We start from the raw sequence: 26,521 nt of genomic DNA, 5'->3' as shown, positions 1-26,521 counted from the left end.
CGATTTAATCCTTCATTGCTAATCTCGAATACCTAGTGTTGGCGTGTCAAGGCGAGACATGCAAGATACCTTGCCTGATGAGGCTAGGGCTAGGGTCGTGACATTTGCTACACTGAGCTTACACACAGGAGCAGCACGTGAATACGCAATTATTACAGGTTTTAGCCGACGGCGAGTGGCATTCGGGACAGGCTTTGGCGGACGCTGCGGGCGTTAGCCGAGTCGCCATATGGAAGCAGCTGCAAAAGTTACAAGAAGCGGGCATAGCTTTAGAGGCGGTGAAAAGTGTTGGGCACCGCATTGTCGGCGGTTTGGATTTGCTAACGGATAACGACGTACTGGGCGCTGTTAACGACACAGCCAAAAGCCTGATTGGCGAGCTCCAGGTGCTACAGCAAATCGACTCGACCAATCGCCTCTGCCAAGAGGCGATGAGCGACCGCGCAATTCCCGGTAAAGCCATTGTCGTTAGCGCCGAGCAGCAAACGGCGGGTCGCGGTCGACGCGGCAAAGCCTGGGTTAGCCCCTACGCGCGCAACATGTATTTGTCGGTGGGTTGGCAGGTGCAGGGTGGTGCCGCCGCTTTGCAGGGGTTGTCTTTGGCGATAGGCGTTGCCGTTGTGCGGGCTCTAGAGGATTTAGGTGTAGCGACCGCGCAGCTGAAGTGGCCCAACGATATTGTGGTCGAGCAGCAAAAGCTAGGTGGCATTTTAATTGAGTTAACCGGTGATATGGCGGGCCCATGCTCCGTCGTGGTGGGCATGGGCTTAAACGTCAACATGCCTGAATATGCGCAAGACGGAATTGATCAAGCCTGGACCGATGTGTATCAGCAGGGCGTCAAACCCTCGCGCGCAGAGCTGATTGCCAGTGTGTTAAATCATGTATTGCCCTTGCTCCAACACTGGGAGGAGCGCGGCTTTGCACCTTGGCGGGAAGCTTGGCAAGCGCTCGATGCCTACCGTGACCAGCCAGTGAATATACTGATGGGTGATGCGCGCATAGCGGGCACCGAGCGGGGTGTGGACCGCGACGGCGCGATTCAAATCGAAACAACGCTGGGGCTGCAGAGCTTTCATGGCGGCGAGGTGAGTTTGCGGCCTCAAGCCTAGGGGTGTTAAAACCGCAAGCTCGCTAGGCCAATAACACGACTCGAGATAGTTGCAGAAAGGACAAGCATGACGGGGGAAACCAACCTAGCGACTTTACTGAAATCCATGGCGCCTAGCCTGCTTGCTGGCGAGTACGTATTTGTATCTTTTGCCCATGCGCAGTATGGGGATCACGCAAATCTCCAGCCTATCGCGATGGTACGTGAGGTCGAGGGCATGACTTTGGTTGTGCCCAGAGACGTAGCCGATGAGCATGGCTTGGAGTACCACGCGGTGTTTTGTTGTATTACCTTGACCGTGCACTCCAGCCTCGAAGCGGTAGGTTTAACGGCCGCGATGTCAGCTCAGTTAGCACGCCGTGACATCAGCGCAAATGTGGTAGCAGGGTATTATCATGATCATATCTTTGTGCCGGCTCATCTTGCGCAGCAAGCGCTTGTTGCGTTGACCGAGTTGGGTTAATTCCGCCCCAGCAATTGACGGCTGTCACCAACGTTACCGCTTTTTTAGTCTATTTATACAATCTTTAATTCCTATTTTAAATTCAAGCTGATAGCATCGTAATGATGATGGTGCGCGCAGAGCCATGGGGCTCGCTGACCGCATGACACAACACAATAAAAAGGATGCGCTATGAATTCGCCTAAAATCATCGTTCTGGGAGCCGGTATTGGTGGCTTGTGTTCCGCGGCTTACCTGGTGGCACAGGGCTTTGATGTTACTGTGCTTGAAAAGTCACCGTACCCAGGTGGTCGCTGCTCGCATCGGCAATGGGGTGACTATTTGGTAACAACGGGTGCCATGATGGTGCCTATGGGTCCGTCCAGCGCTATTCGCCAGGCCTTTGATGCCCTAAATGTCGAGATGGATATGGTAGACGTGACGGGTCGCATGCGCTATCGAATGCCCCATGGGGATTACGATTTGCCGCCAGGGGGTGGCGGCTTGGCGGGCATGGTAACCTTTGCGATGCAGGACGAAGCCGAGGCGGCCAAACTGCTGGGTCATATCAAAACCGCACTCCTAGACTGGCTACCCCTAGACAATATCAGTTTGCGCGAATGGTTCGACCAGTACACCGACAACGAGGGCGTCAAGCAGCTCTTCGACGGCTACTGTTCGGCCTTGATGGGGGTGCGCACGCATGAGCTGAGCGCCCACGACTTCTTTTTATTCTTAAAACACAGCAGCAAGGGCACGCGCTTCGGTTTGGCCCGCCAGGGCAATTTGGCTTTGATGAACGCCTTGGTCGCGGGTATCGAGCGCAAAGGCGGTAAGGTGCTGTGCCACACCGTGTGCAAATCGATTCAAACTGAAAACGGTCAAGTCACGGGTGTACAGGTTAAAAACGCGGCCGGCGATGAGGAGTTTATACCCGCCGATGTGGTGGTCTCGAACCTCGGGCCAGACGCCACCGTAAACTTTTGTGGCGGCGAGTCGATGTTCGAGCGCAGCTATGTCGAGCAGCTGCACACTAACGCGACGCCCGTGCCCATTTACCACGTGGCGTTTGTTATGGATCGCCCCCTGGTCCCCGATTTTGACGGCTGTATGGTGTTTAGCAACAACCGCAATTTAATTTACTTAGAAATTCCCTCGGCGATCTCGCCCGGGCAATATTCTCCCGAGGGTAAGTATGTTCACACAGCCTATGGTGCGCCCGAGCACTTTGAAGACGCGAATTTAGACGAAGAATTGCAGCGCACCATTGATGAGTTAGAGGCGAATTTTCCGGGCTTTAAACACGAGGCTGAGATTTTGGTCAAGGCCAAGTTTAGCGGCAAGTATCCTGCGGGGCGTCGCGCGGTCGGGCGTTGTATGCCGGTGAATACGCCTATTCGAGGCCTGTACATGGTCGGGGACGGGAATGCACCCAAGGGCAAAATTGGCACCGAGTCTGCGGCGGTATCGGGTAAAATTGCTGCCGAGCAAATTGCCCAGCGCTATGGTCGCGCACTGAGTGCCTAGTCACCGATTGCGTCCTTAAACAATAGCGACGGTGGCCTGCACCAGTGCCACGGTTTTGCGGGTGCCTTGTGAAATCGCGCTGACCTCGCCGCGGCAGACACACAAGCGTTTGCCCACCGTCTCTACGGTGCCTTGGGCGACGAGTCGCTCACCAATGGCGGGGCGTACAAAATTAATTTTGAATTCTGCAGTGACCACATCGGCACCGTCGGGGGTTTGAGTCAGTGCGGCATAGCCGCATACGTTATCGGCGAGTGTTGCCACAACGCCTGCATGCAAAAAACCCTGTTGCTGACATAGAGCGTCAGAAAAAGGCAGCTCGATGCTGACTTCGCCCTCTTTGGCGTCGGTAAGCTGTGCACCAAGGGTTTGCATAAAGCTTTGTTGCCGAAAGCTTGCAAGAATTCGCTCAAAAACAGGGGTCATGCGCTCGCCGTGGATGTTAATCAGGCGCCAAGTATAAGTGACCCTGGTGTAAAGCACACGTTCTGCTCTGGCGCGCGCGACCCATTGGGGTTCGTGAGCGATCAATGCGGACGAATATCTGAGCAAATGAATCAAGAACAGCGATTGTTGCGTATTGGTTAAGAGCGTTGCTTACGCCCCATTCATTCGCCTTAACCAATGACGAAAACACGCTATGCCTGAAGGACCCGAAATTCGCCGAGCCGCCGATCGTATCGCCAAAGTGGTCGCCGGGCGCGTGATCGAGCACGTTGAATTCGGCCTGCCGCGCCTGCAGGAATTCGAGGGCATGCTATCGGGTTTGCGCGTCACTGACCTCGAAACTCGAGGCAAGGCGCTGCTGACCCACTTTGACAATGATCTAACGCTGTATTCTCACAATCAGCTGTACGGGCGTTGGTATGTCGTCAAACGCGATCGCATGCCCAAAACCAATCGCTCCTTGCGTGTGGCTTTGCACACGGCCACTCACAGTGCTGTGTTGTACAGTGCCTCGGATATCGAGGTGCTAACCGCTGACGAGCTGATAACGCACAAATTTTTATCCCGCATTGGCCCTGATATTTTGAGCAAAGACTTGGTGCCGCAACGCGTTGTCGAGCAACTGGAGCACGCCAAGTTTCAGGGGCGCAAACTGGCGCACTTGTACTTAGATCAGGGGTTTTTAGCCGGAGTGGGTAATTACTTACGGTCTGAAATTTTGTTTGAAGCACGCGTTAACCCAAATCTTCGACCCAAAGATTTAAGCCCAGCGCAGCGCATGGCGTTGGGGGAGGCGACCTTAGACATTAGCAAGCGCGCCTATAAAACAGCCGGCATTACCAATGATCTTGAGCGTGTGGCGCTGCTTAAGGAACAAGGCGTGAAGCGAAGTCAGTTTCGCCATCACGTGTTCGCGCGCCAAGGTAGGCCTTGTTACGAGTGCGGCACCAAAGTGACGAAAGTGGACCTCTCGGGGCGGCGCCTGTACTACTGCGCCATGTGTCAGGGTGTGCCGGCGTAGCAGGCCAGTGCGGCTCGACTGAGGTTGCTTACCGAGCACTTATTGATTGCGGACTACAGAAGCCCCTCTGCGAGTTGTTGCGCGGCATAGTTCGCGGCCCGGGCCGTCAGCGCCATGTACGTCAGCGATGGGTTAACGCTGGATGATGAGGTCATACACGCACCGTCGGTGACAAACACATTGGGCACGTCGTGCGCCTGATTCCATTTGTTCAGTACCGAGCTTGCCGGGTCTTTACCCATGCGCGCGGTCCCCATTTCGTGAATGGCTTCACCGCCCAGCCCCACCCAGTTGAAGGGGTTGATCGCCACAGCACCCGCGGCCTCGAGCATCGCCTGAGCTTCGCGCATGATGTCAGCGCGAATCTTGTGCTCGTTATCGCTCCATTCAAAATGAAACCGGATTTGCGGTAGCCCGAGTCGATCGGTTTTGTCATGCAGTAATTCCATGCGGTTTTCGTAGCGCGGTAGGCATTCACCGAACCCCATCAAATACATGATCCAAGGCCCTGGCGTGCGTAAACTGTGTTTGTAGTCTGCACCGAATCCCGGAGTCGACAGGGCCTGAGCCTGCAGGGGTATGCGCATGGCGGCACCCTGGAAATTGTAGCCGCGCACAAAATCGCGATCTTGTTTGCCGATGTTTTGAAAGCGCGGAATATAAATGCCATTGGGTCGATTACCGCGATCAATAAAGTCATTAAACTGCGTAAACACGCCGGTAGCGCCGGTGCGGTAAGTGTGATCCATCAGGTAGTGGCCCAGGGTGCCGCTGCGGTTGGCCAGACCGGTGGGGAAGGCCTCGGAGCGAGAGTTAAGCAATAAAGCGGCGCTCGCGATGGAAGAAGAGCACACAAAAATCAGCTTGGCACTGAAGCGTTTGCGCTCCAGCGTTTGGGTGTTCACTGTAGTAACGCCCGTGGCACGTTGTAGGCTGCTGTCATAGTCAATGCGCTCTGCCGCGGTATTGGCCAACAGGGTGAGGTTGCCCGTGGCGCGCGCTGCGGGCAGAGTAGAGCTTTGGGTCGAAAAATACGCGCCCACCGAACAGCCGCGGTGGCACGGCCCGCAATAGTGACAAGCGCCACGTCCCAGGTGTGGCTGGGTCAGCACGGCAGCGCGACCGATGGTCATGATCCGATCATCAAAGTGCTGTTCAATTTTGGCTTTAGCGTGTTCTTCCACCACATTCATGCTCATGGCTGGTAAAAATACGCTGTCGGGTAAGTGCGCGAGGCCCTCGGCTTGACCGCTGACGCCGATGAATTCCTCGACCTTGCGATACCACGGCTCGATATCTTGGTAGCGAATGGGCCAATCGATACCGTGCCCGTCGGCCAGATTTGCGCCAAAATCCAAGTCACTCCAGCGATAGACTTGACGCCCCCACAGTAAGGAACGCCCCCCCACAACATCGGTGCGGAACCACGTAAATTGGTCTTGATTGGCGTAGGGGTTATCTTTGTCGTTGTTAAAGTAATGCCGAGTGGTTTCGTCGAACAAGTAGTTGCGACTCTGCACGGGGTAGTCTTGTTGATACAAATCGCGCAGGGGTTTGCCGCGCAGGGCATCGGCCCAGGGCGGTTGGTGCTCGGTAATGTAGTCTTTGCCGTGCTCGATCATCTGGCCACGATCGACCATGAGTACTTTTAAGCCTTGTTCGGTCAGCTCTTTTGCGGCCCAGCCCCCCGTGATACCCGAGCCAATCACAATCGCGTCGAAATCTGTGGTTTGCATACTGAATCCTACGAGCTAAAGCGGCGATTAAAGTCAGAATAGAGTAGCTCACCTTCGTAACTACCGTGCATGGGGCTGTAGATTTGCTCCTGTTTGCAGCCGATTTCGGAGGTGTAATAGCCAAGCACTACCAGCTCTTTGAGGCGGGTAAAAAAAGGTGCGTTGGGGTCGTGCTCACGCGTAGCCACGCCTTTGACCGGTGCAGTCGATACGTAGGACAGGGCCGCGGCTTCCTCTGCTGCTAACTCAGCAATTTGAAAATCTTGGCTGGCTTGAAAAAAACTGGCATCCCTGACTCTCTTGTGCGCGCTGCTCAAGTCTGGCGAGACCTTGTCGCAGGGTTTCTCGTTCGTTGTCGGTAAACCAATGGCTATACAGGTGGGCGATAAACTCGGGTACACCGGCAGCGATTGCCCCGGGGGTATCGGTGGTGGGTATGATGAGTTCGGCTAAACCGGCCAAGGTGTTGTGTTGGACCTCCGACAAGATCGACCCAGTGGCGTCGTGCAACGAGGTCTCTTGGGCAAAGGCGCGCTGCAAGGACGGACTTAATGCTATCCCCAAAGTCGTTAGACACAGTTTAAGCGCATCGCGGCGGTACATGTTCCATCTCTCTATCGCTGGCGCCAGCTCAAGGTGAGGGCGCGTTTTATTGTTGTATTGTCGTGTGAGCGCAGGCTTTGGCTTTACGCCAACTGACGCACTGTTAGTGTAGCTCAGTTTTATTCAATTGCGAGTGTTATGCCGCTTGCCAGCGCACCCAAAGCCGTTGCCCAAAACGCACAGGCCAGTAGGTCAATAAGGCTAAAGCGTAGGCGCGAGACGCCGCTTAAACCCAGCAGCATGGGGGTGATACTGCGCACCGCGGGAATTAAACGGCCCACGGGTATTGCCGCTAGGCCAAAGCGGCGCAGCAAACGCTCTGTTTTCGCGATGCGTTCAGCGTGCCGTTGCGCAAAGTTTGAATGATGAAACCGCGGTCCGATAAAGCGGCCCAAGTAATAGCCTACGTGGTCGGCAATGATCGCTCCGGTAAATGCACACATCGTAATTTGCTGCAGGCTTAACACATCATTGGTATATAAAGCCGTTGCGGTGGCTAATAGCAGTACGCCCGAGATGAACAGGCCCAGCCCCGGGCAAGCCTCTATGAAGGCGAGCGCAAAAATAAAGCCCATGCCCCAGGATGGTCCGAGTTGGACAAGGAGTTGGGTTAATTCATCGATTATGGCATTCAATGGTGTTGGCCTCAGTACTGTTGGCTTGGCTCGGGCGAGGGCTGGCAAAAACCTTGCTGGTTTAGTTGCCGTTAACGTTGCCTTGGTATAGTAGGCTATTCTTTTGGCGAAATAATAGCTCGCAGTGCCGATTGGCAGGCAATATGGGCTAAAGATGCGTGTTATATGCGACGCCACTTCTTACTCTGACTTTTACTGTACCAAGGCATGAGCGATAATAACGTTTTACATCCGAGCCCAATGCCGTGAGCACACAAACCGAACTGCACATCGACTTAGGCAACAGCCGCGCCAAGTGGCGCCTAATGTCTTCCGGCGAAACCCAAGCGCAAGGCATTGCCGAACCCAGCTTCTGGGAGGGCTTGCCCAATACGCCGCTCATCGACCGTGTGGTGCTTGCCTCGGTTGCTCAGCAAGAGCTTGTTGACGGCTTGGTTGCTGTGTTGGAATCACGCTATGTCGTACCTATTGTGCAGCTGCACACACCCGCCGAGCACTTGGGCTTAAAAAATTCGTATGCCCAGCCAGAGCGTATGGGCATAGACCGCTGGCTGGCCATGTTGGGTGCCTGGTATCCACGTCAGGCCCACGTGGTGGTGGTCGACGCAGGGTCGGCCCTTACCCTAGATGTGGTCGCGGCCAACGGTCAGCACCTTGGGGGGGTGATTATTCCCGGCGCGGCACTCAGTGAAAAAGCGCTGCTGTCGAGCACCGGTAAGGTGCGTTTTGATGACCCCGTGGCACATGCCCTCGCGCTTGGGCAAAGCACGGCAGAGTGCGTGCGCTTTGGCATTGCGCATGCGCAAATCGGTGCGATTGAATCGATTCGTGATCGGCACAATTTGCAGCAAGCACAGTGGGTGTTTACGGGTGGCGCGGGCCAGTGGATGCGCGATCAACTTGGCGAATTTGGGGATTATGAGCCCGATTTGGTGTTAAAAGGAATGCACATAAGCAGGGCTTAGGAACTGCGCCGCGCAGTAAGGGTTGACCTAGAGCTCGGGCTGAAACCAGTATTTAATTTGCGTTAGCGTTTCGTGCTCTTTGGCGATCAGATCTCTTGCCAGTTCGGCAAGTGCATTGATGTTCTCAGGTGAGGCGTCGTCCATATCGTCGCTCGCGCCGGCTAAGTTGAGCTGTAAGCGCCGGTAGTTGTTCCCTAAAAACAGCCGCATTTGGTGGTCGGCCGCATCGGCCATGCCATCAAACATACAGCTCAGCAGCGGCATAAGCCAGCCAGCCTTCCCCCAAGTACGGCTATCTTCAATCGGGATTTTGCGGGTCAGTTCGCCCGTGCCTAGGCTGAGCATTTGAAACTCCTCGCCGGGGAACAGTTTTAAAGCCTCGGCGTAAGCCGATACCGACGGGCTGTTTATGAACACGCCGCCGTCTATCAGTGCGCGTTCCTGTTCGTCTAAATCGACAAGCGCGGGTTCAAAGTAGGTGGGTGCTGCAGAGGTGGCGCGGCAGGCCTGTACGCAGTTAATGTGGTTAAAGCGCTCGCGCCAGCTTTTAAAGAAGATGGTCTCGCGCCGCTCAATGTCGTAGGCCGTGACCATGGTGGGCGCAAGCGCTTGGCACAGTAGCGAGTCGCCCAAGTAGTGGTGCAGGACGCCCTCGAGCCCTTTGTGGTCGTACATTTCATCGAGTACGCCGCCCAAGGTGCTTATACGCTGCCACACCGAGCCGTTGAACACATCGTGCCCGCGTTCGCGGTACAGCTCGACCAGGTCGTGTGCGCTGTACAGTGGCCGCCGCAAAGGGCCCGCGCGGGTCAATGCGCACGCCAGTATGCCGCCGGTGCTGGTGCCCACCACTAGATCAAATAAGTCGGCTACCGGTTTGCCTGTGGTGTCTTCGAGGTGTGCCAAGACCAAGGCTGGAATAATGCCGCGAATGCCGCCGCCGTCGATGGAGAGAATGCGTTTCATGTCGGAATAATACGCGCACGATTGCGGTTTAAATATAGGTTTGGGTAAAAAAACGGCAGAGAGATGGCCATTCAAGACGAATGAGCCGACCAAGCCTATCTATTTTGTGTGATTTGCGTCAAAGTCTAACCGTTTGGTAATGTTTTGGGGCTTTTCTTGGCTACGCTATTGGTTAGACTACCCGCGATAAGTATTTGGGGGGTGATTTGCAAAACCCGTTTGCCGTAGATATTCGTGCTCTGGCCGCGCTTCGCATTGCCGTGGGCACACTGCTGATTGCCGATTTGCTCATTCGGTGGAGTGATATTGGCTGGTTTATGTCGGATTACGGCGCCTACTCGGTCGCTGCCTCTAAGGCCGCCGCCAGTGACTGGCGGTTCTCGCTGTATTGGTTGGCCGACGGACTCTGGTGGGTGCACACCTTGTTTGCTGCCAATATTGCCGTGGCATTGCTGCTGATTGCAGGCGTGCGAACTCGCTGGGTCACTTTCTTTGCGTTTGTATTGCTAGTGTCGCTTCACAACCGCAATCCTATTTTGCTTCAGGGCGGCGACAATTTGTTGATTCTGCTGCTGTTTTGGGGCTTGTTTTTACCTTGGGGAGAACGACTGTCGGTGGACGCCACCATGGTTGCCAAGCCGAGCTTAGAGCAACGCTACGTCGGCGGTGGTAGTGTGGCATTAGTGCTGCAGATTTTGTCTGTGTATTTCTTTTCCGCGTTTCTAAAAAATGGTAGTGAATGGACAGTTGACGGAACTGCTATTTATTATGCGCTGCACAATGATCAGGTGGCGCACCTTCTGGCACCTTATTGGCGCGACTGGCACTGGCTGACGGTACCCCTAACACATTATGTTTGGTGGTTGGAGTTATTGGGCCCCATCGTGGCACTGTCGCCTTGGTTTAATGCGTGGGCGCGAGGCTTGGCAGCTTTCTGCTTCATCACTCTGGAAATTGGATTTTTGTTCAATTTGAATGTGGGGCTGTTTCCTTTTATCTCAATCGCGTCGCTGTTGGTCTTATTGCCGACGCAAATCTGGGATTATCTGGCTCGCGTTTTTGCGCCTAAACCACACGCTCCCATGGTTATGTATTACGACAAAACCTGTGTGTTTTGCCACAAAACCTGTGTGTTGATTCGATCAGTGTTTGCATTAAATGCTCGCGTCGAGCCCGCTCAAGACACGCCCGAAGTGGGCACAATATTAGAGCAAGAGTTTAGTTGGGTGCTGGAAGTAGAGGGCAATCGATACCTGCGCTGGGCCGCTCTGGTGGAATGCGTTCGTCGTGGCGGGCGTTTTACCTGGATTGCCTATCCCTTGTCGGCAGTGGGTGTGGTGGGGGACTCAATCTACACGTGGATTGGCCATAACCGGGGAGCCTTTGGGCGTCTAACGTCAGTAGCCATGCCGTGGCGCGACGAGATGCCCAGACCCGGCCGGATTCGGCAAAGTGCTGCACTCATTGCTGCGGCCGTGGTTCTGGCTGGCAACGTGTCGGCTTTGCCGAATGAGGCTAAAGCGAAGCTGTCTGAAAGCTGGCTAAAGGGGGTCTCGCAGTTTTATCAGTGGTCGCAGCCCTTGGTGCAAACGGCGCGTCTAGATCAATTGTGGAATATGTTTGCACCGTATCCGCAAAAAAACGACGGTTGGTTTTTAATGGTAGGTTTGACGGATGATGGCGCGTTGGTCGATGTTTTGCGGTGGCAATTGACCCCACCAGTCACTGACAAGCCGCGTTCATTTGTACCTGAACAGGCCCAAAATTATCGATGGCGTAAGTACTTGGCCAGAATGAAACGATCGGGCTATACCGATGAGATGGGTCGATACGCCTCTGCCGCGTGCGCGCGCTGGAATGCGCTGGTGGGGCCCGAAAGCGCACCAGAACAGGGCGAGCTTGCGCCACCATGGCCCACACTTGAAGCGTTTAATATCTATTATGTGCTCGAGCGAACACCTCCTATGGGTGAGCAAGGTGAAGTGGCGTATCAGTTGCTGTGGCGGCATCACTGTTTAGACAAACATCGCCTGAGTGAAAATGCCGTGCAAAAAGCCATGTTAGCAACCCAACCGGATAACGTGAGGAGCAGTATCCCGTGAATGACCGTTTAGGCTTGAGTGTTGGGCGATCGTTGCTCTTACTCGTTATCGGCACTGTATTGGCGGGTATTTCGGGCCTACTTGCGATTTTAATATGCCACTATCTTTTGAATTTTGGCGGTGCCGATTCGGCAAACAAACATGGACTTTCTCAGATCGAATCCACCCGAATTGGTGGCGTGATGATTGCCGCGTATTTGGGTCTCAATCTGGGCTTTCAGGGTCTGTCGTTAGGGACCAATGCAGTAAACCATACAACGGCCGCCATTTTGTTGGGGTCTTTGCCGTTTTTTTTGGTGGGGTTGTTCGAGGATTGGTACGGCTTACTGAGCGCTCGATTTCGATTTCTGACTATGCTGGGCTTTGCCGGTGCTACTCTGCTGATTTGGCCTGAGTTTAGGCTATTGCCCGTAGGTATAGGGTTTATCGACGGTTGGTTACTGCGCAACACCGTGTTGGCCGGTGCGTTTACGGCGCTTTGTTTGGGTTTTTTGCCTAATGCATTTAACACCGCCGACGGGGCAAATGGGCTGGTGTCTGGTGTTGCCTTTACCGTGACCCTAGCGCTAGCTGGTGTCGCGCCATCTGAGTTACAGGGTTTTTTATATTCGATAGCCATAGCTTGCGCTTTATTCTTGATTTACAACTTGGCGACTGGGCGTTTCTTTTTAGGCGATGGCGGCGCCTATTTATTGGGTGCGATAGTGGGGTTTTGCTTAATTGTGGTGTCAAATTCTGGGGGCGTCTCTGTTTGGTATTTACTGGCTTTAATCTTTTACCCTGTGGCTGATCTGCTTTTTAGCATGGCGCGCCGAGTGATGAGCGGCCGATCTCCGTTTGCAGCAGACAATGAACACTTGCACAATTTGGTGTTTGCTTTTTTGAGCCGCCCCGGTGTTTACCCTCGCCAGGCCAATACATTAACCGGTGTCGGTATTGCTATCGTTTTTTGTGGCATACCTTTTGCTTTGTTTCAATGGGTGGGACTGAAGAGCACATCAGAGTGGATTTGTGGGTACATGGTGTTATGGATGCTGTACTTGTCGAGTTGGCGAGTACTAAGCCGTCGAGTGTGTGTTATTCAGCCAAAGAGTGGTCTATGAGCTTATGGTTAGCCTAAAGTCAGCTCATTTTTCAACGAATGCCTATTTTGGGGTTAAATAGTGTTAATGTTCGGCCTTTGGTATTTGGCGTGAAGTGGTGTAAACTACGCTTCCTAATATTTAAACTTTGTAAAGACGCAAAAAAGGATTGGGTGTCACAATGAAACAGAAAAACATCGCGATAGTTCTTTCTGCCTTGCTAGCCATTGGGCCAGTAGGCGCAGTTGCGCAAGAACCACAGGCTCCTTCATCTGGTTCGTCGGCGCCGGCAGAGGGTAGTAATACTGCGGGCACAGAGGCGGGATCTTCAAGTAGTACGGCCGGAAGTGCAGGCACGGCAGGCACGGCAGGTGCGGCTGGGGGTGCTGTTGCGGGTATGTCCGTTGCAACGGCGGTTGCTGTGGGTGTTGCAGGTTTGGCGGCGGTAGCGGCGGCCGTAAACGCGGCGCAAGACAATAAAGCTCCGGGTGGTGGCACAACCGACGGTGGCACAACTGACGGTGGCACAACTGACGGTGGCACAACTGACGGTGGCACAACTGACGGTGGCACAACTGACGGTGGCACAACCGACGGTGGCACAACTGACGGTGGCACAACTGACGGCGAGACTACAGGTACTACAGGTACTACAGGTACTACAGGTACTACAGGTACTACAGGTACTACAGGTACTACAGGTACTACAGGTACTACAGGTACTACAGGTACTACAGGTACTACAGGTACTACAGGTACTACAGGTACTACAGGTACTACAGGCACGGGTGGTTAAAAACCACAGTAGGGCATGCAGCAGGGCACTCAGGTGCCCTGTTTCGTTTAGGGTCAGTTTTTTTAGTCGTGATGTGCTGGTGAAAAAAACATTCTGTTGCGCGATAGGGCTCACCCTTTTAGCTGCGGGTTCGCATGCTTCTGATTACGGTACGACAGGACTTATCGATATTCCGTCGGCCCGCATGGCGCCTGATGGTACGTTCACCGTAACAGGCGCGTGGGATGGACTGCACAAATCTTACATGTTTACCTACCAGGCGACCCCTTGGTTAGAGGCGACGTTCCGATATACGGGTTTTAACGATTTTTTTTACTGGGATCGAAACTACGAGATTAAAGCCCGGCTTTGGCAAGAGCAGTTGTTGCTTCCTCAGGTGAGTGTGGGCATTCGCGACGCAGTGGGAACCGGGGTTTTTGGGTCGGAGTATGTGGTGGCCTCCAAAGGTATGGGGCAATGGGATGCTACGCTCGGTATGGCATGGGGCCGTTTAGCTGGGCAGCAGAATATAACGAATCCTTTGGGTTACGTCAGCGATCGCTTTAAACAAAGAACCGCTTTTACGGGTAGCGGCGGTGAGTTTTCTTTTGATAACTTTTTTTCTGGTCCTAACGTAGGGTTGTTTGTTGGTTTGGCATACCAGTTTAAATCGTTGCCCGTTAAAGCCGTGATTGAGTATAACGATGATCAGTACGAGTTTAATCGCACAGGTGCTCGTCCATATACGCCCTCTAGCCCAGTATCGTATGGCTTAGAGTGGGAAGCTCTGCCCGGCATTACCCTGGGGGTGTCTCATCAGCATGGCGATAATGTGTCTTTCTCGTTCAGCGCTGCGCTCGATACCAAGGCCAGGCCTGCTAGATATGCGCCTCCCGAATTTATCTCGAGTCGAGACCTGCCGCAGAGTCAATTGCCACCTCAAATAAACAAACGCAGCTGGTATGATCGATTGCTGTATGACGTGGAGCGATCCGGTTTACTATTGGTTGCGGGTCGACTGAGCGACGATGGCAGTCAGGCAGAGTTAATTGTGGGTAATAAAATCTATCCGCTTTGGGCCGATGCGATTGCGCGTCACGTTGCTTTGGCCGATCTGCATTTGCCTCCGAGCGTGAAAAAGCTGTACTTAATTGCTGAAGACGGTGGTCATAGAGCCTCTTCGGTGGTCGTGCCCAGGCCATCTACCTTGCCGCTCATCCAAGACACTTTATCGCGTCAAATTCGGGTGTTGGGAGGTGCAGATCTGCTTGGGCCGCGTCAGCAAACCGACTTCACTACCGGAAAAATTAATATAACAGCGGATCTGAATAACCGACTGCAGCTATTCGATCCAGATGACCCCGCGCGATATCAAGTTTATGTGCAGATAGGCGCCGAGTATGCAATTTCGAATCACTGGGCACTAAAGGGTGTGTATGGTGTCGATATTACCAACACATTTGACGAAAGCCGCCGTAAAAATTCCGATTCAGTTTTACCAAAAGTTCGATCAGATATTGTTAAGTATTTAACGGAAGGAGAGACGGGGCTCGATTCTTTAATGCTAGAGGGACGCGACAGCTTGAGTTCCAGTCTGCACTATCGACTGTTTGGCGGCGTGTTAGAGGAGATGTACTCGGGGATTGGGGGCGAAATGCTGTACTGGCCTGCGCAGTCTCGTCTTGCGTTTGGCCTGAGTGCCGCTTACGTGCGTCAGCGCGCCTTTGATAAAAGTTTGGATTTGCTTGATTACTCGGTGGCAACGGGATTTGTGAGCGCTTATTGGGCCTCGCCATTTTACAACTACGATGCGGGCGTGCATGTCGGTCGTTATTTAGCCAAGGATTTGGGCGCTACATTTGAGCTTAGGCGAACGTTCGACAACGGTTGGCAGGTGGGTCTTTGGGCTACTCTGACTGATGTGCCCTTTGATACGTTCGGTGAGGGTAGTTTCGATAAGGGTTTTTACTTTAAAATCCCGCTGAATGGATTGTTTGGCAGTAATACGCGTTCGGCTTACAGCACTCGAATGCGCCCCATTCAGAGAGATGGTGGTCAAAGGTTAGAAAATCACTCAGGAAATTTGTTCTGGGACTTACGCGATACTCGCTTTGATGGGCTTGTGGGAACAGTAGGGCGAATGCTGCCATGAGGATAATGAAACTTGCTGTAGCTGCATTTACGCTGGTGCTGACTAGCTGCACCTTTCACTCTTCGCAGCTCAATACCTTGCGTGGACTGCTCAGCTTTAAAGAACCAGCGCAGGCACAGTATCTTTGGCGGGCACAGTTTGGACGAACTGATGTGGGTGTAGTGGCGCTCGATCGTGAGGGCTTAATTGTTTTTGCCGGTTCGCGAGGTGACGCCATTGCGTTTGATGGCTGGATGATACGTTCGGTGGTCGGGCTGGGTTTAACGTCTACCCTAATTATAGACGCTGATGGCCAAGAGCGCCTTTATCAAGAGGGTTTGGGTACCGCGCAGGTCCATAGGTGCAGCGATTGGATATACCGTAACGCGCCACTTGCAAAGTGGGTTCAGCAATGCGAATCTGAGTTTTATTATAATAATGAAATTACGCTCGATGATATCGGGCGCATTGTTAAAATTGATCAAGTCGTTAGTGCTGACGGCACTCGACTCATACTTACAAAGCAGCAACAGGAATGATTATGCGGAAGTGGATAGGTGTTTTTGCTATTGTGTTTACAGCTCACGCTACGGCGCAGGGCCTGCCGGCGGGGGTAACACCGCAGATGTTGCAGCAACTGCAGGCTTTGCCGCCAGCCCAACAACAAGCGTTAGCAAAACAATACGGCATTACCCTTCCTAACACGCCTTCGGCCACAACTATCGATACCCTGGGTGCGCAGGGGGAGTCGATCATGCCGATTGATAATCCCCGACCTCGAGAAGAATACTGGATAGCAGAGCCAGAGAGTGTGGACGAGGACGACGGTGCACCCGCCCGGTATGGGCGTGATTTATTCAATCGTAAGGTGTCGACCTTTGCGCCGACGGATGACGCACCCGTACCGGAGTCTTACCGGTTAGGGGTGGGCGACCAGTTAACGGTGCAGTTGTTCGGCAAAGAAAACGAAGAGTTTGTGCTTCAGGTGGGCCGAAATGGCGATGTGATTTTTCCTAAGCTGGGTTCGGTTACGCTGGCGGGATTAACGTTTGAAGATGCTCGAGCGATTATTAAAACACGTGTCGCACAGCAGCTTATAGGGGTTGAAGCTGTTGTCAGTATGGGGCGTCTAAGGGCCATTGGGATATTTATGGCGGGTGAGGTATCTGTACCGGGTGCGTATTCGGTTAGCGCATTAACGACCGTAACGCAGGCCTTGTTTCAAGCCGGTGGTGTGTCAGATATAGGTAGCCTTCGCAATATACAGGTTAAGCGTCACAGTCAGATAGTTGCGACATTTGATGCCTACGATTTACTGCTGCGGGGCGACGCCTCTGGCGATATTCGTCTACAGTCGGGCGACGTGGTATTCGTGCCCCCTTACGCTGGATCGGTTGAGGTGCTTGGCGAAGTTAAGCGCCCCATGGTGTACGAGGTGCAGGGTACCGAGACCGTGCAGGACCTGGTGTCTATGGCGGGGGGGTTCACTCAGCAGGCGTATCCTAATGCTGCGATTTTGACTCGCCTGTCGGATGCGGGTGGTTTGCCTGCGGCTTTGAATTTGGATTTAACCCAAGCCGGTAGTAAGACTTTGGCAGTAGAAAACGGAGATCAGATTCGAGTCCCTAAAACCAGCGGACAGCTAGCCAGTATGGTAGAGCTTAAAGGCGCAGTGCATCGTCCCGGTACCTACGGCTGGAAACCAGGATTGAGGGTGTCCGATTTAATTGAGGATGCCAGATCCGATTTGCATCGTACCGCTGATTTAGAATATGCGCTTATTATCAGCTATAAAAACACGTTGCTTGACATCTCAGTGACTCAATTTAGCTTGGCGGACGCCATCGCTAGCCCGGGCTCAAATTCTGACCCTGAATTGCGTGAGTACGACCAGCTCATCGTATTTTCGTTGCCGTTTGCCGAGGAAGACACGCTGCAAAAGTCAAAGGTGACGGAAGCTAAAAGCCGCCGCGCTGTAAAACTTTCCGACGACGAAATGAGTGCCGATCGGGTCGATTTTGCACAAGCGCGCAAAGATTCCTCGATGGATGAAACGACCGAGGGTGATGATCCCAGGGAGTATAGTCGTGAAATCTTGTTGCAACCGATTTTAGCTAAATTGACTGCCCAGGCACGACAGGGTGAGCCAGTCCAAATTGTCACAATATCGGGTGCCGTGCGTGCACCTGGATCGTACCCGTTGGTCTCAGGCGCTAAGCTGGCTGACTTAGTTAAAGCAGGAGGGGGCTTAAAAGACTCTGCTTATTTGTCTGCGGCTGAGCTAAGGACTTTGCGTGAGCGATCGCGGGGAAGCTTGATCGCGACATACAGAGAAGTTTCACTGGTTCGCGAACTGGATCCAGAAACAAGCTCGCTACTGCAGAGTCGCGATCATCTTACCGTCAGAGATATACCGGACTGGAGCCCTCAAGATTCGATCACAATAAGTGGAGAAGTGGTGTTTCCTGGAGAATATTTAGTTCAAAAAGGTGAGCGACTGAGTAGCGTCATTGCCCGGGCCGGTGGGTTTACTGAAGAAGCTTTTCCTGAAGGAGCGGTATTTACCCGTGAGGATGTGGCGCGAAAAGAGTCTGAGCGAGCCATGCTTTTTGCAGCTGATATTCGTAAAACCTTCGCCACGCGCTTGCTTACCGAAGAGACGGTGGGCAGTACCTTAGCTGATGTTACTCAAATAACCCAAGCGCTAGAGACGTTCGAGGGGCAAGGGCGTTTGCTGGTCGATGTGCCTGCAGCGCTAGCGGGTGATCCCTTAGCTGATATTGAATTGACCGACGGAGACGCGTTGGTCATCCCCAAACGCAACCGCACGGTGACGGTGGTTGGTGAGGTTCAGCAGCCTGGTTCTCATATATTTCAGAATCAATATGCTCTTCAAGATTACTTGAGCTTATCTGCGGGTTTGTCTGCGCGTGCCGACGACAAAGCCATGTACATCGTGCGAGCCAATGGTACTGTGCAAACGCTTGAGACTAACTGGTGGCGCTTTAGCGGCACATCCAATCAAATCCAGCCCGGTGATACCATTGTCGTGCCTGTGAACACTCAGTACAAAGAGCGTTTAGCGAGCTGGCGAGAAATTACGCAAATCGTGTATCAGTCGCTTGTTTCAGTGGCTGCAGTGGCGGGGTTATAACATGAATGAACCTGTGCAAAATCAAAACGCGCCTGTGACCCCGCAATACCCTTTTGTGGCCGATGACGAAATCGATTTAAAAGAACTGTTCATGGTGTTGTGGGCTGGTAAATGGGTTATTTCCGCTATTACTGCCCTGGCTGGCGTTATTGCGGTAGTCGTGGCACTGATAATGCCCAATATCTACACTTCGAGCGCGTTGTTGGCTCCAGCAGAGAGTACAAGCGGTATGAGCTCTTTAATGAAGCAGTACGGTGGCTTAGCGAGTCTTGCTGGTATATCTTTACCCGGTGGCGGTGATTCGAGTAAATCAGGCTTAGCGAAAGAGTTGCTTAAATCGCGCGCATTTTTGTCGGATTTTATCCGGCGTCGAAATATCTTACCCGATTTAATGGCAACAAAAGCCTGGGACGCCAGCGCTAATGCCATAGAGTACGACACCGAGCTATACGACGTTAAGGGTAACGTGTGGGTGCGTGACGTTGCGCCACCCAAACAAGCTGAGCCTTCTATGCAAGAGGCTTACAACGCCTTCACTGACATACTCAGTGTGTCAGAAGACAAAGAAACAGCCTTTGTTACTGTAAGCATCGAGCATCAATCGCCCTACGTTGCGCAGCAGTGGGTAAGCTGGTTGGTAGACGACATCAATCAAGCCGTTAAAGATCAAGACGTAGCCGAGGCCAAACGATCGATCGAGTACCTCAAAGAACAGATAAGCAATACGTCGCTAGCAGAGCTTCAAACCATGTTTTTTGAGCTCATTCAAAGCCAAACCGAGACGATTATGCTGGCGGAGGTGCGCCCGGAATATGTATTTAAAACGATTGACCCTGCCGTTGTCCCGGAAGAAAAGTCGAAGCCCAAGCGCGCATTAATTTGTGTATTAGGCACCATGCTGGGCGGCATGCTGGGTGTGTTGATTGTGTTGGTTCGTCATTATGCGTTCTCAGAGGCAAGGTCGGATTAGCAGCACTCTGTTCAAGATTCATTATTTGCCAATTGAATGCCTTTGATCAGTCCCATAAAGTGTGAGTACTATCAAAGAGGTGGATGTGATGATCAGAGCATGTGCAGTGATACTGCTACTTGGGGTGCTGACAGGGTGTAGTACGTTCAGTGACCGTTACCAAGACGACACTAAATTAATCATCTCTTACTTACTCTACGATTTGCCGCTACCTGAGTCTTCAGAAATCCAAAAAAGCCAGACCGTCATTTTGGGTACAGGTGCCGGTTGGGCGGGCAGAATAGCGCTAAGCGCTGGACAGAGTCCAGCTGAGCTGCTTAAGTACTTTTCTACAAGTACGGTTGGGTCGGGTTGGACGATGACGGCATCAACGGTATCTGACCAAATCATCTTGGTGTTTGAAAAAGAGAGTCGCGTTGCCACCATTGAAATCTTCAGGAATTCTTTTTTAGAGGGTGTCTCGATGTTTGGGGGTCGCGAAACAGACGTGACGATATCTGTACACCATCCTAATGCGATTCAGTCTCAGTCTCCTTTCGATGGATACCAAGCGCCCACACGTTGATTGTGCTTCCTGAAAGCCTAGCTTCTCTCAGGCGTGACGCAATAGTATGATATCGCGTCCGCGGTAACGCGTGTGCACTAGCGGCCCAGTTCATGAAATTCTATTGGTAAACTTCGCGGATCAAGCCGCTTTCCACCATGTGGTGGCGCACCGCCCCACCAAATCTAACCAAACCGTAATCTAAAAACCCAGCGCCAGTAATGAATTTTTAATATCGATCGGGCATACTGTTCACGTTATGAACATCAAGCACGGTATGCATGCCGTGCGGTAGCCTGCCTGAAACAAAATCATGTCACAAGACGAACTCAAGCTCCGCGTCATGCGAACGCTGGAGTCAAACTCCAATATGTCGCAGCGCGACCTGGCCAAGCACTTAGGTGTGTCTTTGGGTGGGGTGAATTATTGTGTTAAGGCTTTAATTGATATCGGCTGGATTAAAGCCGGTAACTTTGCGCGTAACGAAGATAAACGCGTTTACGCTTACTTGCTAACACCAAAAGGCATTGCTGAGAAGGCCGCGTTGACCGCTAGGTTCTTGCGTCGCAAGATGGACGAGTACGATGCGCTGAAGGCCGAGATCGAGCAGCTGCAGGCGGAGCTTGCGGCTGATGGGCGGTAGGTGAACAATGGACAAAGGGCTTAGCGAAGCAGAAGCTGAGACTCTGTACTTTTTGTCTGTGCCTGGGATGCGTGATTCGATCATTGAGGGTATGGATGAAGACCTTGAAGATTGCGCAACCGAGTTGGATTGGTAGTTAGCGGGCGCGTAAAGAATGCGCGAAAAAATCACGTCGAACTTGAACCAGAAGAGCCTGAGCTTTTGGAGGCTGTCGAGAATGGCAAGTATGAGTCAGTAATGACCGATGCTAGGCGGGACGAGTTGAAGGCGTATGCGAGGCGTACGCTCAGACAAAATCTTGATGCCGAGTGGAACGACTCATTAACAGATATGACTGGATCGGGATCCGTGCAATAATTCAAGAGCGAAGCATTGGCACTATTTCGCTTGGCAGGATGTCGGCTCAGGAGGTGGGTATGAACAAAATCGTCGAGAAATATGGTTTGAAGCCCGTTGCAAGACCCAAGGTAAAGCTTGTGCGGGAGCTCGATTTGTCGGGCCCAGCGGGCAAAGAGATTGTTCGCTCTAAAACCAAGCTCGTCATGCAGGTTCACAAGAATACATTCGCGAAATTGGCTGACATGTAATGCAGCTGATTCGGTTTCCGCTCGAGCGTGTCGTCGACATCAATGAGCAGATACTAAAAACCGAAGCTGGGTTCAAAGGGGCTCCTGATTTGGGTAAGTTGCAGGGTGCGCTCTCTCGGATTGATAACGCGATATGGTATGAAGGTCTGGAGGATGTTTTTGAGATTGCGGCTAAATACGCGTCAAGTATTGCTGTAGCACATGCATTGTCAGACGCCAACAAACGCACAGCCCTTGCCGTCGCTTTAGAGTTTCTTTCCCTCAGTGATTTTGATTTATCCGATGACAATGATCTGTTAGCTGACGCAGTGAGAGATCTTGTGCTTGAAGTTCTGACTGAGACAGATTTTGCGGACATCCTTTACGCTCAATATGCCAAGGATCTCGGCGAGTAGGCTTTTCTCTCGCCGGTTGTTGGCAGCAAGGTAAATGGTCACTCAGATAGGCTAGGGCGCTTTTAGTGATAAGTGCTCTTATGTGTTGAGATTAATGAATGTTACTTCATAAAAATGGAATGCGTTGCTGGGTGGTGATAAGGGCTCTTATGATCAGCAAGCCAGGAAATTAAATTCACGCCGGCCACCCGTACCTGGAACACTTTTCGTCGCCTGAAACGCCAAGCTTCATCCGTCCGGTAGATAGCAGGAACCAGACGCTACCCACACCATCGATACAAGAACCCACATGAGCCAAGACGAACTCAAACTTAAGCTGCTTCGGCAGCTGTCTGACAATCCAGAGCTCTCGCAGCGCCAGCTCGCCGACGAGTTGGGTGTTTCATTAGGTAGTATCAATTATTGCCTGAAAGCGTTAGCTGATGTTGGGTGGATCAAAATGAGCAACTTTGCACGAAGCCAGGACAAAAGGGCTTACGTTTATTTGCTGACGCCCAAGGGCGTTGCAGAAAAAACGGCGATGACCTTGCGTTTTCTAAAACGGAAGCAAAATGAATATGAAGCGCTCAAACTCGAAATCGACCTTTTGCAGGCCGAAGTGGAAGAGTCCGGCGCGCGATAATGGGTCATATCAAATTTAACATTACAATGGGAAAGTAAATTGGAATTAAAAAACGCAAAATTAGCCATCATTGGTTTGGGTTATGTGGGGCTACCACTAGCTGTTGAGTTTGGTAAACATCGAAATGTCATCGGATTTGATATTAATACCAAAAGAATTTCTGAATTAGAGGCTGGCAATGATTTTACTTTAGAGGTTTCATCAGAAGAGTTGTTGGCATCAGGGGGATTGAAATTTAGTTCAGTCGTTGAAGACTTAACTGAAGCAAATTTTTACATCGTTACAGTGCCTACGCCCATAGATGAAAATAATGCTCCAGATTTAACGCCATTAAGAAAAGCGTCTTCAATGTTGGCGGCTGTTATAAAACAAGGGGATGTGGTTGTTTATGAGTCAACTGTTTATCCTGGAGCAACAGAAGAAGTTTGCATCCCAATTATTGAAAAAGAATCTGGATTAAGATTTAACGTTGATTTCTATGCAGGTTATAGTCCCGAAAGAATTAATCCTGGCGATAAAGTAAATACACTTACAAAAATTAAAAAAATAACAAGCGGTTCAACGCCTGAAATTTCTATTTTAATCGACGAGCTATACAGATCTATCATTCTGGCTGGAACTCATAAAGCTTCCTCCATAAAAGTAGCTGAGGCAGCGAAAGTTATTGAAAATACTCAACGTGATTTAAATATCGCGATTATTAACGAGTTTGCAAAAATTTTTAATATCCTTGGTATCGATACTCAAGAGGTATTGGATGCGGCGGGTACAAAGTGGAACTTTCTACCATTTAAACCAGGGTTAGTTGGCGGCCATTGCATTTCAGTAGATCCTTATTATTTGACCTACAAAGCGAAAGAAGTTGGTTATCAACCTGAGGTTATTTTGGCAGGTCGTAGAATTAATGACGGAATGGGTCAATATACCGCAACTCAATTAGTGAAAGCGGTAGCGAAAAGAAAAATTCACATCGATGAGGCTCGTGTATTGGTTCTTGGCTTTACTTTCAAAGGCGATTGCCCAGATGTTCGTAATACAAAAATTATTGATATGGTTGATGAGCTTAAAAGTTTTAATATGAATGTCGATGTTTATGATCATTGGGCTGATCCAAAGGAAGTGAAGCATGAATATAATTTATCTCTAATTTCAGAACTTGTAGATGGGATTTATGATGCGATTGTTCTTGCCGTAGATCACAGTGATTATAAGTCATGGGGAGAACAAAAAATTCGTAAATTAGGTAAGAAGAATCATGTCTTGTATGACGTGAAATATGTTTTACCTATTGGTGCTTCAGATATCAGGTTGTAATAAGGGTTAATTATGAAAAAATTTGCTTTGATTGGGGCGTCTGGTTACATAGCGCCAAGGCATTTAAAAGCCATCAAAGAAACGGGGAATGATCTAGTGGTGGCAATGGATATCAATGACTCTGTTGGTATTATGGACAGTCATTTTCCTGATGCGGAATTCTTTACAGAGTTTGAAGAATTTGAAGCCTTTGTAGAGGATCAGACACTGAAAGGGGAGAAATTAGATTATGTGTCTATTTGTTCCCCTAATTATTTGCATGCACCACATATGAAGTTTGCGCTAAAAAAAGGTATTGATGTAATTTGCGAAAAACCACTCGTTCTTTCTTCAGAAGATTTAGATATTTTGGCAGTATATGAAGAAAAGTATGGCGCAAAAGTTAATTCAATTCTTCAGCTTCGACTACATCCATCAATTATAGCTTTAAGAGATAAAGTGGCTGAAGCGCCAGAAGATAAAGTTTTTGATGTAGACCTTACCTATTTAACATCTAGAGGGAAATGGTACATGAAGTCATGGAAAGGATTCGACCATAAATCTGGAGGTGTTGCGACAAATATTGGGGTCCATTTTTACGACATGTTACATTTCATTTTTGGTGATATTGTAAAAAATGAAGTGCATTATCGTGATGAAAAAACCACAGCAGGTTACCTTGAATATAAAAGAGCCCGAGTTAGATGGTTCTTGTCAATAGATGCAGATTATCTACCTGATAATGCCGTTCATGGGGAAAAATCAACCTACCGCAGTATCCTTGTTGAAGGGGAAGAGTTAGAGTTTTCAGGAGGTTTTACTGATCTCCATACGCAAAGTTATCAAAGAATTCTCGATAATAATGGCTATGGAATTGACGATAATAGAACAGCAATTGAGACAGTAGAGAAAATCAGAACGGCTTCGTTGAGTCGTGATCTCTCATGCGCACATCCCTATTTAAAAAAGAAAAAAAATGAACTTTTATAAACATGAGACTGCAGTGGTTGATGATGGTGCCGAAATCGGAGATGAAAGTAAAATTTGGCACTTTGTTCACGTTTGCGGTGGAGCAAGAATAGGTAGAGGGGTATCACTTGGTCAAAACGTTTTTGTAGGAAATAAAGTCATCATAGGTGATAAATGTAAAATACAAAATAATGTATCAGTTTATGACAATGTTTACCTTGAAGATGACGTATTTTGTGGACCAAGCATGGTATTTACCAACGTCTATAATCCACGTTCATTCATTGAACGAAAGACAGAATACCGTGACACTTTAGTGAAACGAGGTGCAACATTAGGCGCGAATTGCACCATAGTCTGTGGTGTGACTATTGGGGAATATGCTCTTGTGGGGGCTGGTGCAGTAATTAATAAAGATGTAAAACCATTTGCGCTTATGGTGGGCGTACCGGCCAAACAAATTGGCTGGATAAGCATATACGGCGAACAACTAAAACTACCGCTAGAGGGAAGTGGTATTGCAAGGTGTGAATACACAGGTGAGCAATACCAGTTAGAAAATGGTTTTGTTTCAATTAAATAATTTGGAGAAGTAGATATAAAATGCAATTTATAGATTTAGCTGCGCAATATCAGTACTTAAAAGAAAAAATCGATGCTCGCATTCAAGCGGTGTTAGACCATGGTCAATATATCATGGGCCCTGAGGTAGAGGAATTAGAGTCGAAACTGTCGGAGTATGTGGGTGTAAAAAATACTGTAAGTTGCGCTAACGGAACAGATGCATTAACGCTTGCTCTTATGGTGCTTGATGTCAAACAAGGGGATGCTGTTTTTTGTCCAACGTTTACATTCTTTGCAACGGCAGAAGCAATAGCTTTTGAAGGAGCAACTCCAATATTTGTTGATTCCAATAAAGATACATTTAATATTTGCCCTCAAGATTTAGAAAAAAGAATTCAACACGTCATAAATGAGGGAAAACTCAGACCAAAAGCGATTATTGCTGTTGATTTATTTGGTCTGCCAGCTAATTATCCCGCTCTACGAAAGATAGCAGACAAATACGATTTGAAAATTATTGAAGACGCTGCTCAAGGTTTCGGAGGGGAAATTAATGGAAAGAGGGCGGGTTCCTTTGGTGATATATCTACAACAAGCTTTTTTCCAGCGAAACCTTTAGGTTGCTACGGAGACGGTGGTGCAGTTTTTACTGATAATGATGAGTTTGCTGAACTGCTAATTTCTTATCGTGTGCATGGTAAAGGAAAAGATAAGTACGATAACGTTAGAATTGGTATGAACTCAAGACTTGACACTATCCAGGCGGCAATACTGTTAGAAAAATTGGAGGCATTTCCTTCAGAATTAAAGGCTCGAAATAAGGTGGCTCAACACTACAACGAAGAATTGAGTAATCTCTATAATATACCTACTATTCCAAGAAATTATTTGAGTTCTTGGGCGCAATACACTTTGCAAGTAGATGACAGAGACCAAGTAATGGCTGAATTTAAAGCCAAAGGAGTACCGACCATGATTTATTATGGTACGTGTATGCATCAACAAACAGCATTTAGACATCTAAATTATACTGATGAAGACTTCCCTGTAGCTACAAAATTATCCGATACTGTATTAAGTTTACCAATGCATCCATATCTCGATGTTAAATATAATTAGATTCTCTTCAGTAGTAATAATATGTCATGGGATAAATATCCTCGCATTCCTAATATTTGGGAACATTCTCGGTCCCGAAAAATTTGGAATATATGCAAAAATAATTGCATTAAGTGTA

The 26,521-nt window shown here is 50.2% G+C and carries 28 protein-coding genes; 22 read left to right on the top strand and 6 right to left on the bottom strand.

The window, feature by feature from the left end:
• The first annotated feature begins 137 nt into the window (after positions 1–137).
• From birA to EYZ66_RS11700, 3 genes are all read left to right on the top strand, one after another.
• Positions 138–1,112: a bifunctional biotin--[acetyl-CoA-carboxylase] ligase/biotin operon repressor BirA gene (gene birA / locus EYZ66_RS11710; protein WP_009575175.1), complete on the top strand. Its 975-nt coding sequence runs from the start codon at positions 138–140 to the stop codon at positions 1,110–1,112.
• A gap of 66 nt (positions 1,113–1,178) precedes the next feature.
• Positions 1,179–1,574, top strand: coding sequence for an ACT domain-containing protein (locus EYZ66_RS11705; protein WP_009575174.1), 396 nt, complete (start codon positions 1,179–1,181; stop codon positions 1,572–1,574).
• 171 nt (positions 1,575–1,745) lie between these two features.
• Entirely contained in the window at positions 1,746–3,080 is a 1,335-nt protein-coding gene (locus EYZ66_RS11700) for a phytoene desaturase family protein (protein ID WP_009575173.1), read from the top strand.
• A gap of 15 nt (positions 3,081–3,095) precedes the next feature.
• Here EYZ66_RS11700 and EYZ66_RS11695 read toward each other — a convergent pair whose 3' ends face one another.
• Positions 3,096–3,506 carry a PaaI family thioesterase gene (locus EYZ66_RS11695; protein ID WP_009575172.1) on the bottom strand — a complete coding sequence of 137 codons (411 nt, stop codon included), beginning with the start codon at positions 3,504–3,506 and terminating at the stop codon, positions 3,096–3,098.
• A gap of 214 nt (positions 3,507–3,720) precedes the next feature.
• On the opposite strand from EYZ66_RS11695, the gene nei reads away from it, so the two are divergent.
• Positions 3,721–4,548 (top strand): endonuclease VIII, encoded by an 828-nt coding sequence (nei, locus tag EYZ66_RS11690; RefSeq protein WP_009575171.1) that lies wholly within the window; start codon positions 3,721–3,723, stop codon positions 4,546–4,548.
• A gap of 53 nt (positions 4,549–4,601) precedes the next feature.
• Here nei and EYZ66_RS11685 read toward each other — a convergent pair whose 3' ends face one another.
• From EYZ66_RS11685 to EYZ66_RS11670, 4 genes are all read right to left on the bottom strand, one after another.
• Positions 4,602–6,284 carry a GMC oxidoreductase gene (locus EYZ66_RS11685; RefSeq protein WP_009575170.1) on the bottom strand — a complete coding sequence of 561 codons (1,683 nt, stop codon included), beginning with the start codon at positions 6,282–6,284 and terminating at the stop codon, positions 4,602–4,604.
• 8 nt (positions 6,285–6,292) lie between these two features.
• Positions 6,293–6,601, bottom strand: a complete 309-nt coding sequence (locus tag EYZ66_RS14365) for a gluconate 2-dehydrogenase subunit 3 family protein (protein WP_083814346.1) — start codon at positions 6,599–6,601, stop codon at positions 6,293–6,295.
• Positions 6,531–6,887: a gluconate 2-dehydrogenase subunit 3 family protein gene (locus EYZ66_RS14360; RefSeq protein WP_009575168.1), complete on the bottom strand. Its 357-nt coding sequence runs from the start codon at positions 6,885–6,887 to the stop codon at positions 6,531–6,533. The genes EYZ66_RS14365 and EYZ66_RS14360 overlap by 71 nt, the downstream gene beginning before the upstream one ends.
• 119 nt (positions 6,888–7,006) lie before the next feature.
• Entirely contained in the window at positions 7,007–7,522 is a 516-nt protein-coding gene (locus EYZ66_RS11670) for a DedA family protein (protein ID WP_235714685.1), read from the bottom strand.
• A gap of 245 nt (positions 7,523–7,767) precedes the next feature.
• Between EYZ66_RS11670 and EYZ66_RS11665 the strand changes: the two genes are divergently transcribed.
• Complete coding sequence (locus tag EYZ66_RS11665) at positions 7,768–8,487, top strand: type III pantothenate kinase (RefSeq protein ID WP_009575165.1); 720 nt, start codon at positions 7,768–7,770, stop codon at positions 8,485–8,487.
• 27 nt (positions 8,488–8,514) lie between these two features.
• Here EYZ66_RS11665 and EYZ66_RS11660 read toward each other — a convergent pair whose 3' ends face one another.
• Positions 8,515–9,453 (bottom strand): patatin-like phospholipase family protein, encoded by a 939-nt coding sequence (locus tag EYZ66_RS11660; protein ID WP_009575164.1) that lies wholly within the window; start codon positions 9,451–9,453, stop codon positions 8,515–8,517.
• Between the two features lie 206 nt (positions 9,454–9,659).
• Here EYZ66_RS11660 and EYZ66_RS11655 point away from each other — a divergent pair, with 206 nt between their 5' ends.
• The 17 genes from EYZ66_RS11655 (at position 9,660) to EYZ66_RS11575 (ending at position 26,403) form a co-directional block, all read left to right on the top strand.
• The gene (locus EYZ66_RS11655; RefSeq protein WP_040816241.1) at positions 9,660–11,555 is read left to right on the top strand and encodes a hypothetical protein; all 1,896 of its coding nucleotides are present in this window, start codon (positions 9,660–9,662) and stop codon (positions 11,553–11,555) included.
• On the top strand, positions 11,552–12,658 hold the full coding sequence (locus tag EYZ66_RS11650) for a glycosyltransferase family 4 protein (RefSeq protein ID WP_009575162.1): 1,107 nt from the start codon (positions 11,552–11,554) through the stop codon (positions 12,656–12,658). The genes EYZ66_RS11655 and EYZ66_RS11650 overlap by 4 nt, the downstream gene beginning before the upstream one ends.
• A 160-nt stretch (positions 12,659–12,818) precedes the next feature.
• Entirely contained in the window at positions 12,819–13,433 is a 615-nt protein-coding gene (locus EYZ66_RS11645; protein WP_160195680.1) for a hypothetical protein, read from the top strand.
• Positions 13,434–13,512: 79 nt separating this feature from the next.
• On the top strand, positions 13,513–15,564 hold the full coding sequence (locus EYZ66_RS11640) for a YjbH domain-containing protein (RefSeq protein WP_160195679.1): 2,052 nt from the start codon (positions 13,513–13,515) through the stop codon (positions 15,562–15,564).
• 5 nt (positions 15,565–15,569) lie between these two features.
• Entirely contained in the window at positions 15,570–16,082 is a 513-nt protein-coding gene (locus tag EYZ66_RS11635; RefSeq protein ID WP_009576456.1) for a hypothetical protein, read from the top strand.
• Positions 16,083–16,084: 2 nt separating this feature from the next.
• The gene (locus tag EYZ66_RS11630) at positions 16,085–18,697 is read left to right on the top strand and encodes an SLBB domain-containing protein (protein ID WP_009576455.1); all 2,613 of its coding nucleotides are present in this window, start codon (positions 16,085–16,087) and stop codon (positions 18,695–18,697) included.
• Between the two features lies 1 nt (position 18,698).
• Complete coding sequence (locus tag EYZ66_RS11625) at positions 18,699–19,667, top strand: Wzz/FepE/Etk N-terminal domain-containing protein (protein WP_009576454.1); 969 nt, start codon at positions 18,699–18,701, stop codon at positions 19,665–19,667.
• A gap of 88 nt (positions 19,668–19,755) precedes the next feature.
• Positions 19,756–20,232, top strand: a complete 477-nt coding sequence (locus EYZ66_RS11620; protein WP_040816930.1) for a hypothetical protein — start codon at positions 19,756–19,758, stop codon at positions 20,230–20,232.
• Positions 20,233–20,524: 292 nt separating this feature from the next.
• Complete coding sequence (locus EYZ66_RS11615; protein ID WP_040816929.1) at positions 20,525–20,854, top strand: MarR family EPS-associated transcriptional regulator; 330 nt, start codon at positions 20,525–20,527, stop codon at positions 20,852–20,854.
• A 7-nt stretch (positions 20,855–20,861) separates the two neighbouring features.
• Positions 20,862–20,990 carry a hypothetical protein gene (locus EYZ66_RS14300; protein ID WP_009576451.1) on the top strand — a complete coding sequence of 43 codons (129 nt, stop codon included), beginning with the start codon at positions 20,862–20,864 and terminating at the stop codon, positions 20,988–20,990.
• A 280-nt stretch (positions 20,991–21,270) separates the two neighbouring features.
• The gene (locus EYZ66_RS11605; RefSeq protein ID WP_009576450.1) at positions 21,271–21,441 is read left to right on the top strand and encodes a hypothetical protein; all 171 of its coding nucleotides are present in this window, start codon (positions 21,271–21,273) and stop codon (positions 21,439–21,441) included.
• Entirely contained in the window at positions 21,441–21,836 is a 396-nt protein-coding gene (locus EYZ66_RS11600; protein WP_009576449.1) for a type II toxin-antitoxin system death-on-curing family toxin, read from the top strand. Before EYZ66_RS11605 ends, EYZ66_RS11600 begins: the two co-directional genes overlap by 1 nt.
• A 289-nt stretch (positions 21,837–22,125) precedes the next feature.
• Positions 22,126–22,458: a MarR family EPS-associated transcriptional regulator gene (locus EYZ66_RS11595; RefSeq protein ID WP_009576448.1), complete on the top strand. Its 333-nt coding sequence runs from the start codon at positions 22,126–22,128 to the stop codon at positions 22,456–22,458.
• 39 nt (positions 22,459–22,497) lie between these two features.
• Positions 22,498–23,772, top strand: a complete 1,275-nt coding sequence (gene tviB, locus EYZ66_RS11590; protein ID WP_009576447.1) for a Vi polysaccharide biosynthesis UDP-N-acetylglucosamine C-6 dehydrogenase TviB — start codon at positions 22,498–22,500, stop codon at positions 23,770–23,772.
• Between the two features lie 12 nt (positions 23,773–23,784).
• A complete protein-coding gene (locus EYZ66_RS11585; RefSeq protein ID WP_009576446.1) occupies positions 23,785–24,741 on the top strand; it encodes a Gfo/Idh/MocA family protein in 957 nt (318 codons plus the stop codon).
• Positions 24,728–25,303 carry an acyltransferase gene (locus tag EYZ66_RS11580; protein WP_040816927.1) on the top strand — a complete coding sequence of 192 codons (576 nt, stop codon included), beginning with the start codon at positions 24,728–24,730 and terminating at the stop codon, positions 25,301–25,303. Before EYZ66_RS11585 ends, EYZ66_RS11580 begins: the two co-directional genes overlap by 14 nt.
• Before the next feature lie 20 nt (positions 25,304–25,323).
• The gene (locus tag EYZ66_RS11575; protein ID WP_009576444.1) at positions 25,324–26,403 is read left to right on the top strand and encodes a DegT/DnrJ/EryC1/StrS family aminotransferase; all 1,080 of its coding nucleotides are present in this window, start codon (positions 25,324–25,326) and stop codon (positions 26,401–26,403) included.
• Positions 26,404–26,521 lie beyond the last annotated feature (118 nt).

Source organism: Aequoribacter fuscus (assembly GCF_009910365.1).
Classification (GTDB): Bacteria; Pseudomonadota; Gammaproteobacteria; order Pseudomonadales; family Halieaceae; genus Aequoribacter; species Aequoribacter fuscus.
This window is presented reverse-complemented; position numbering and strand designations above follow the sequence as displayed.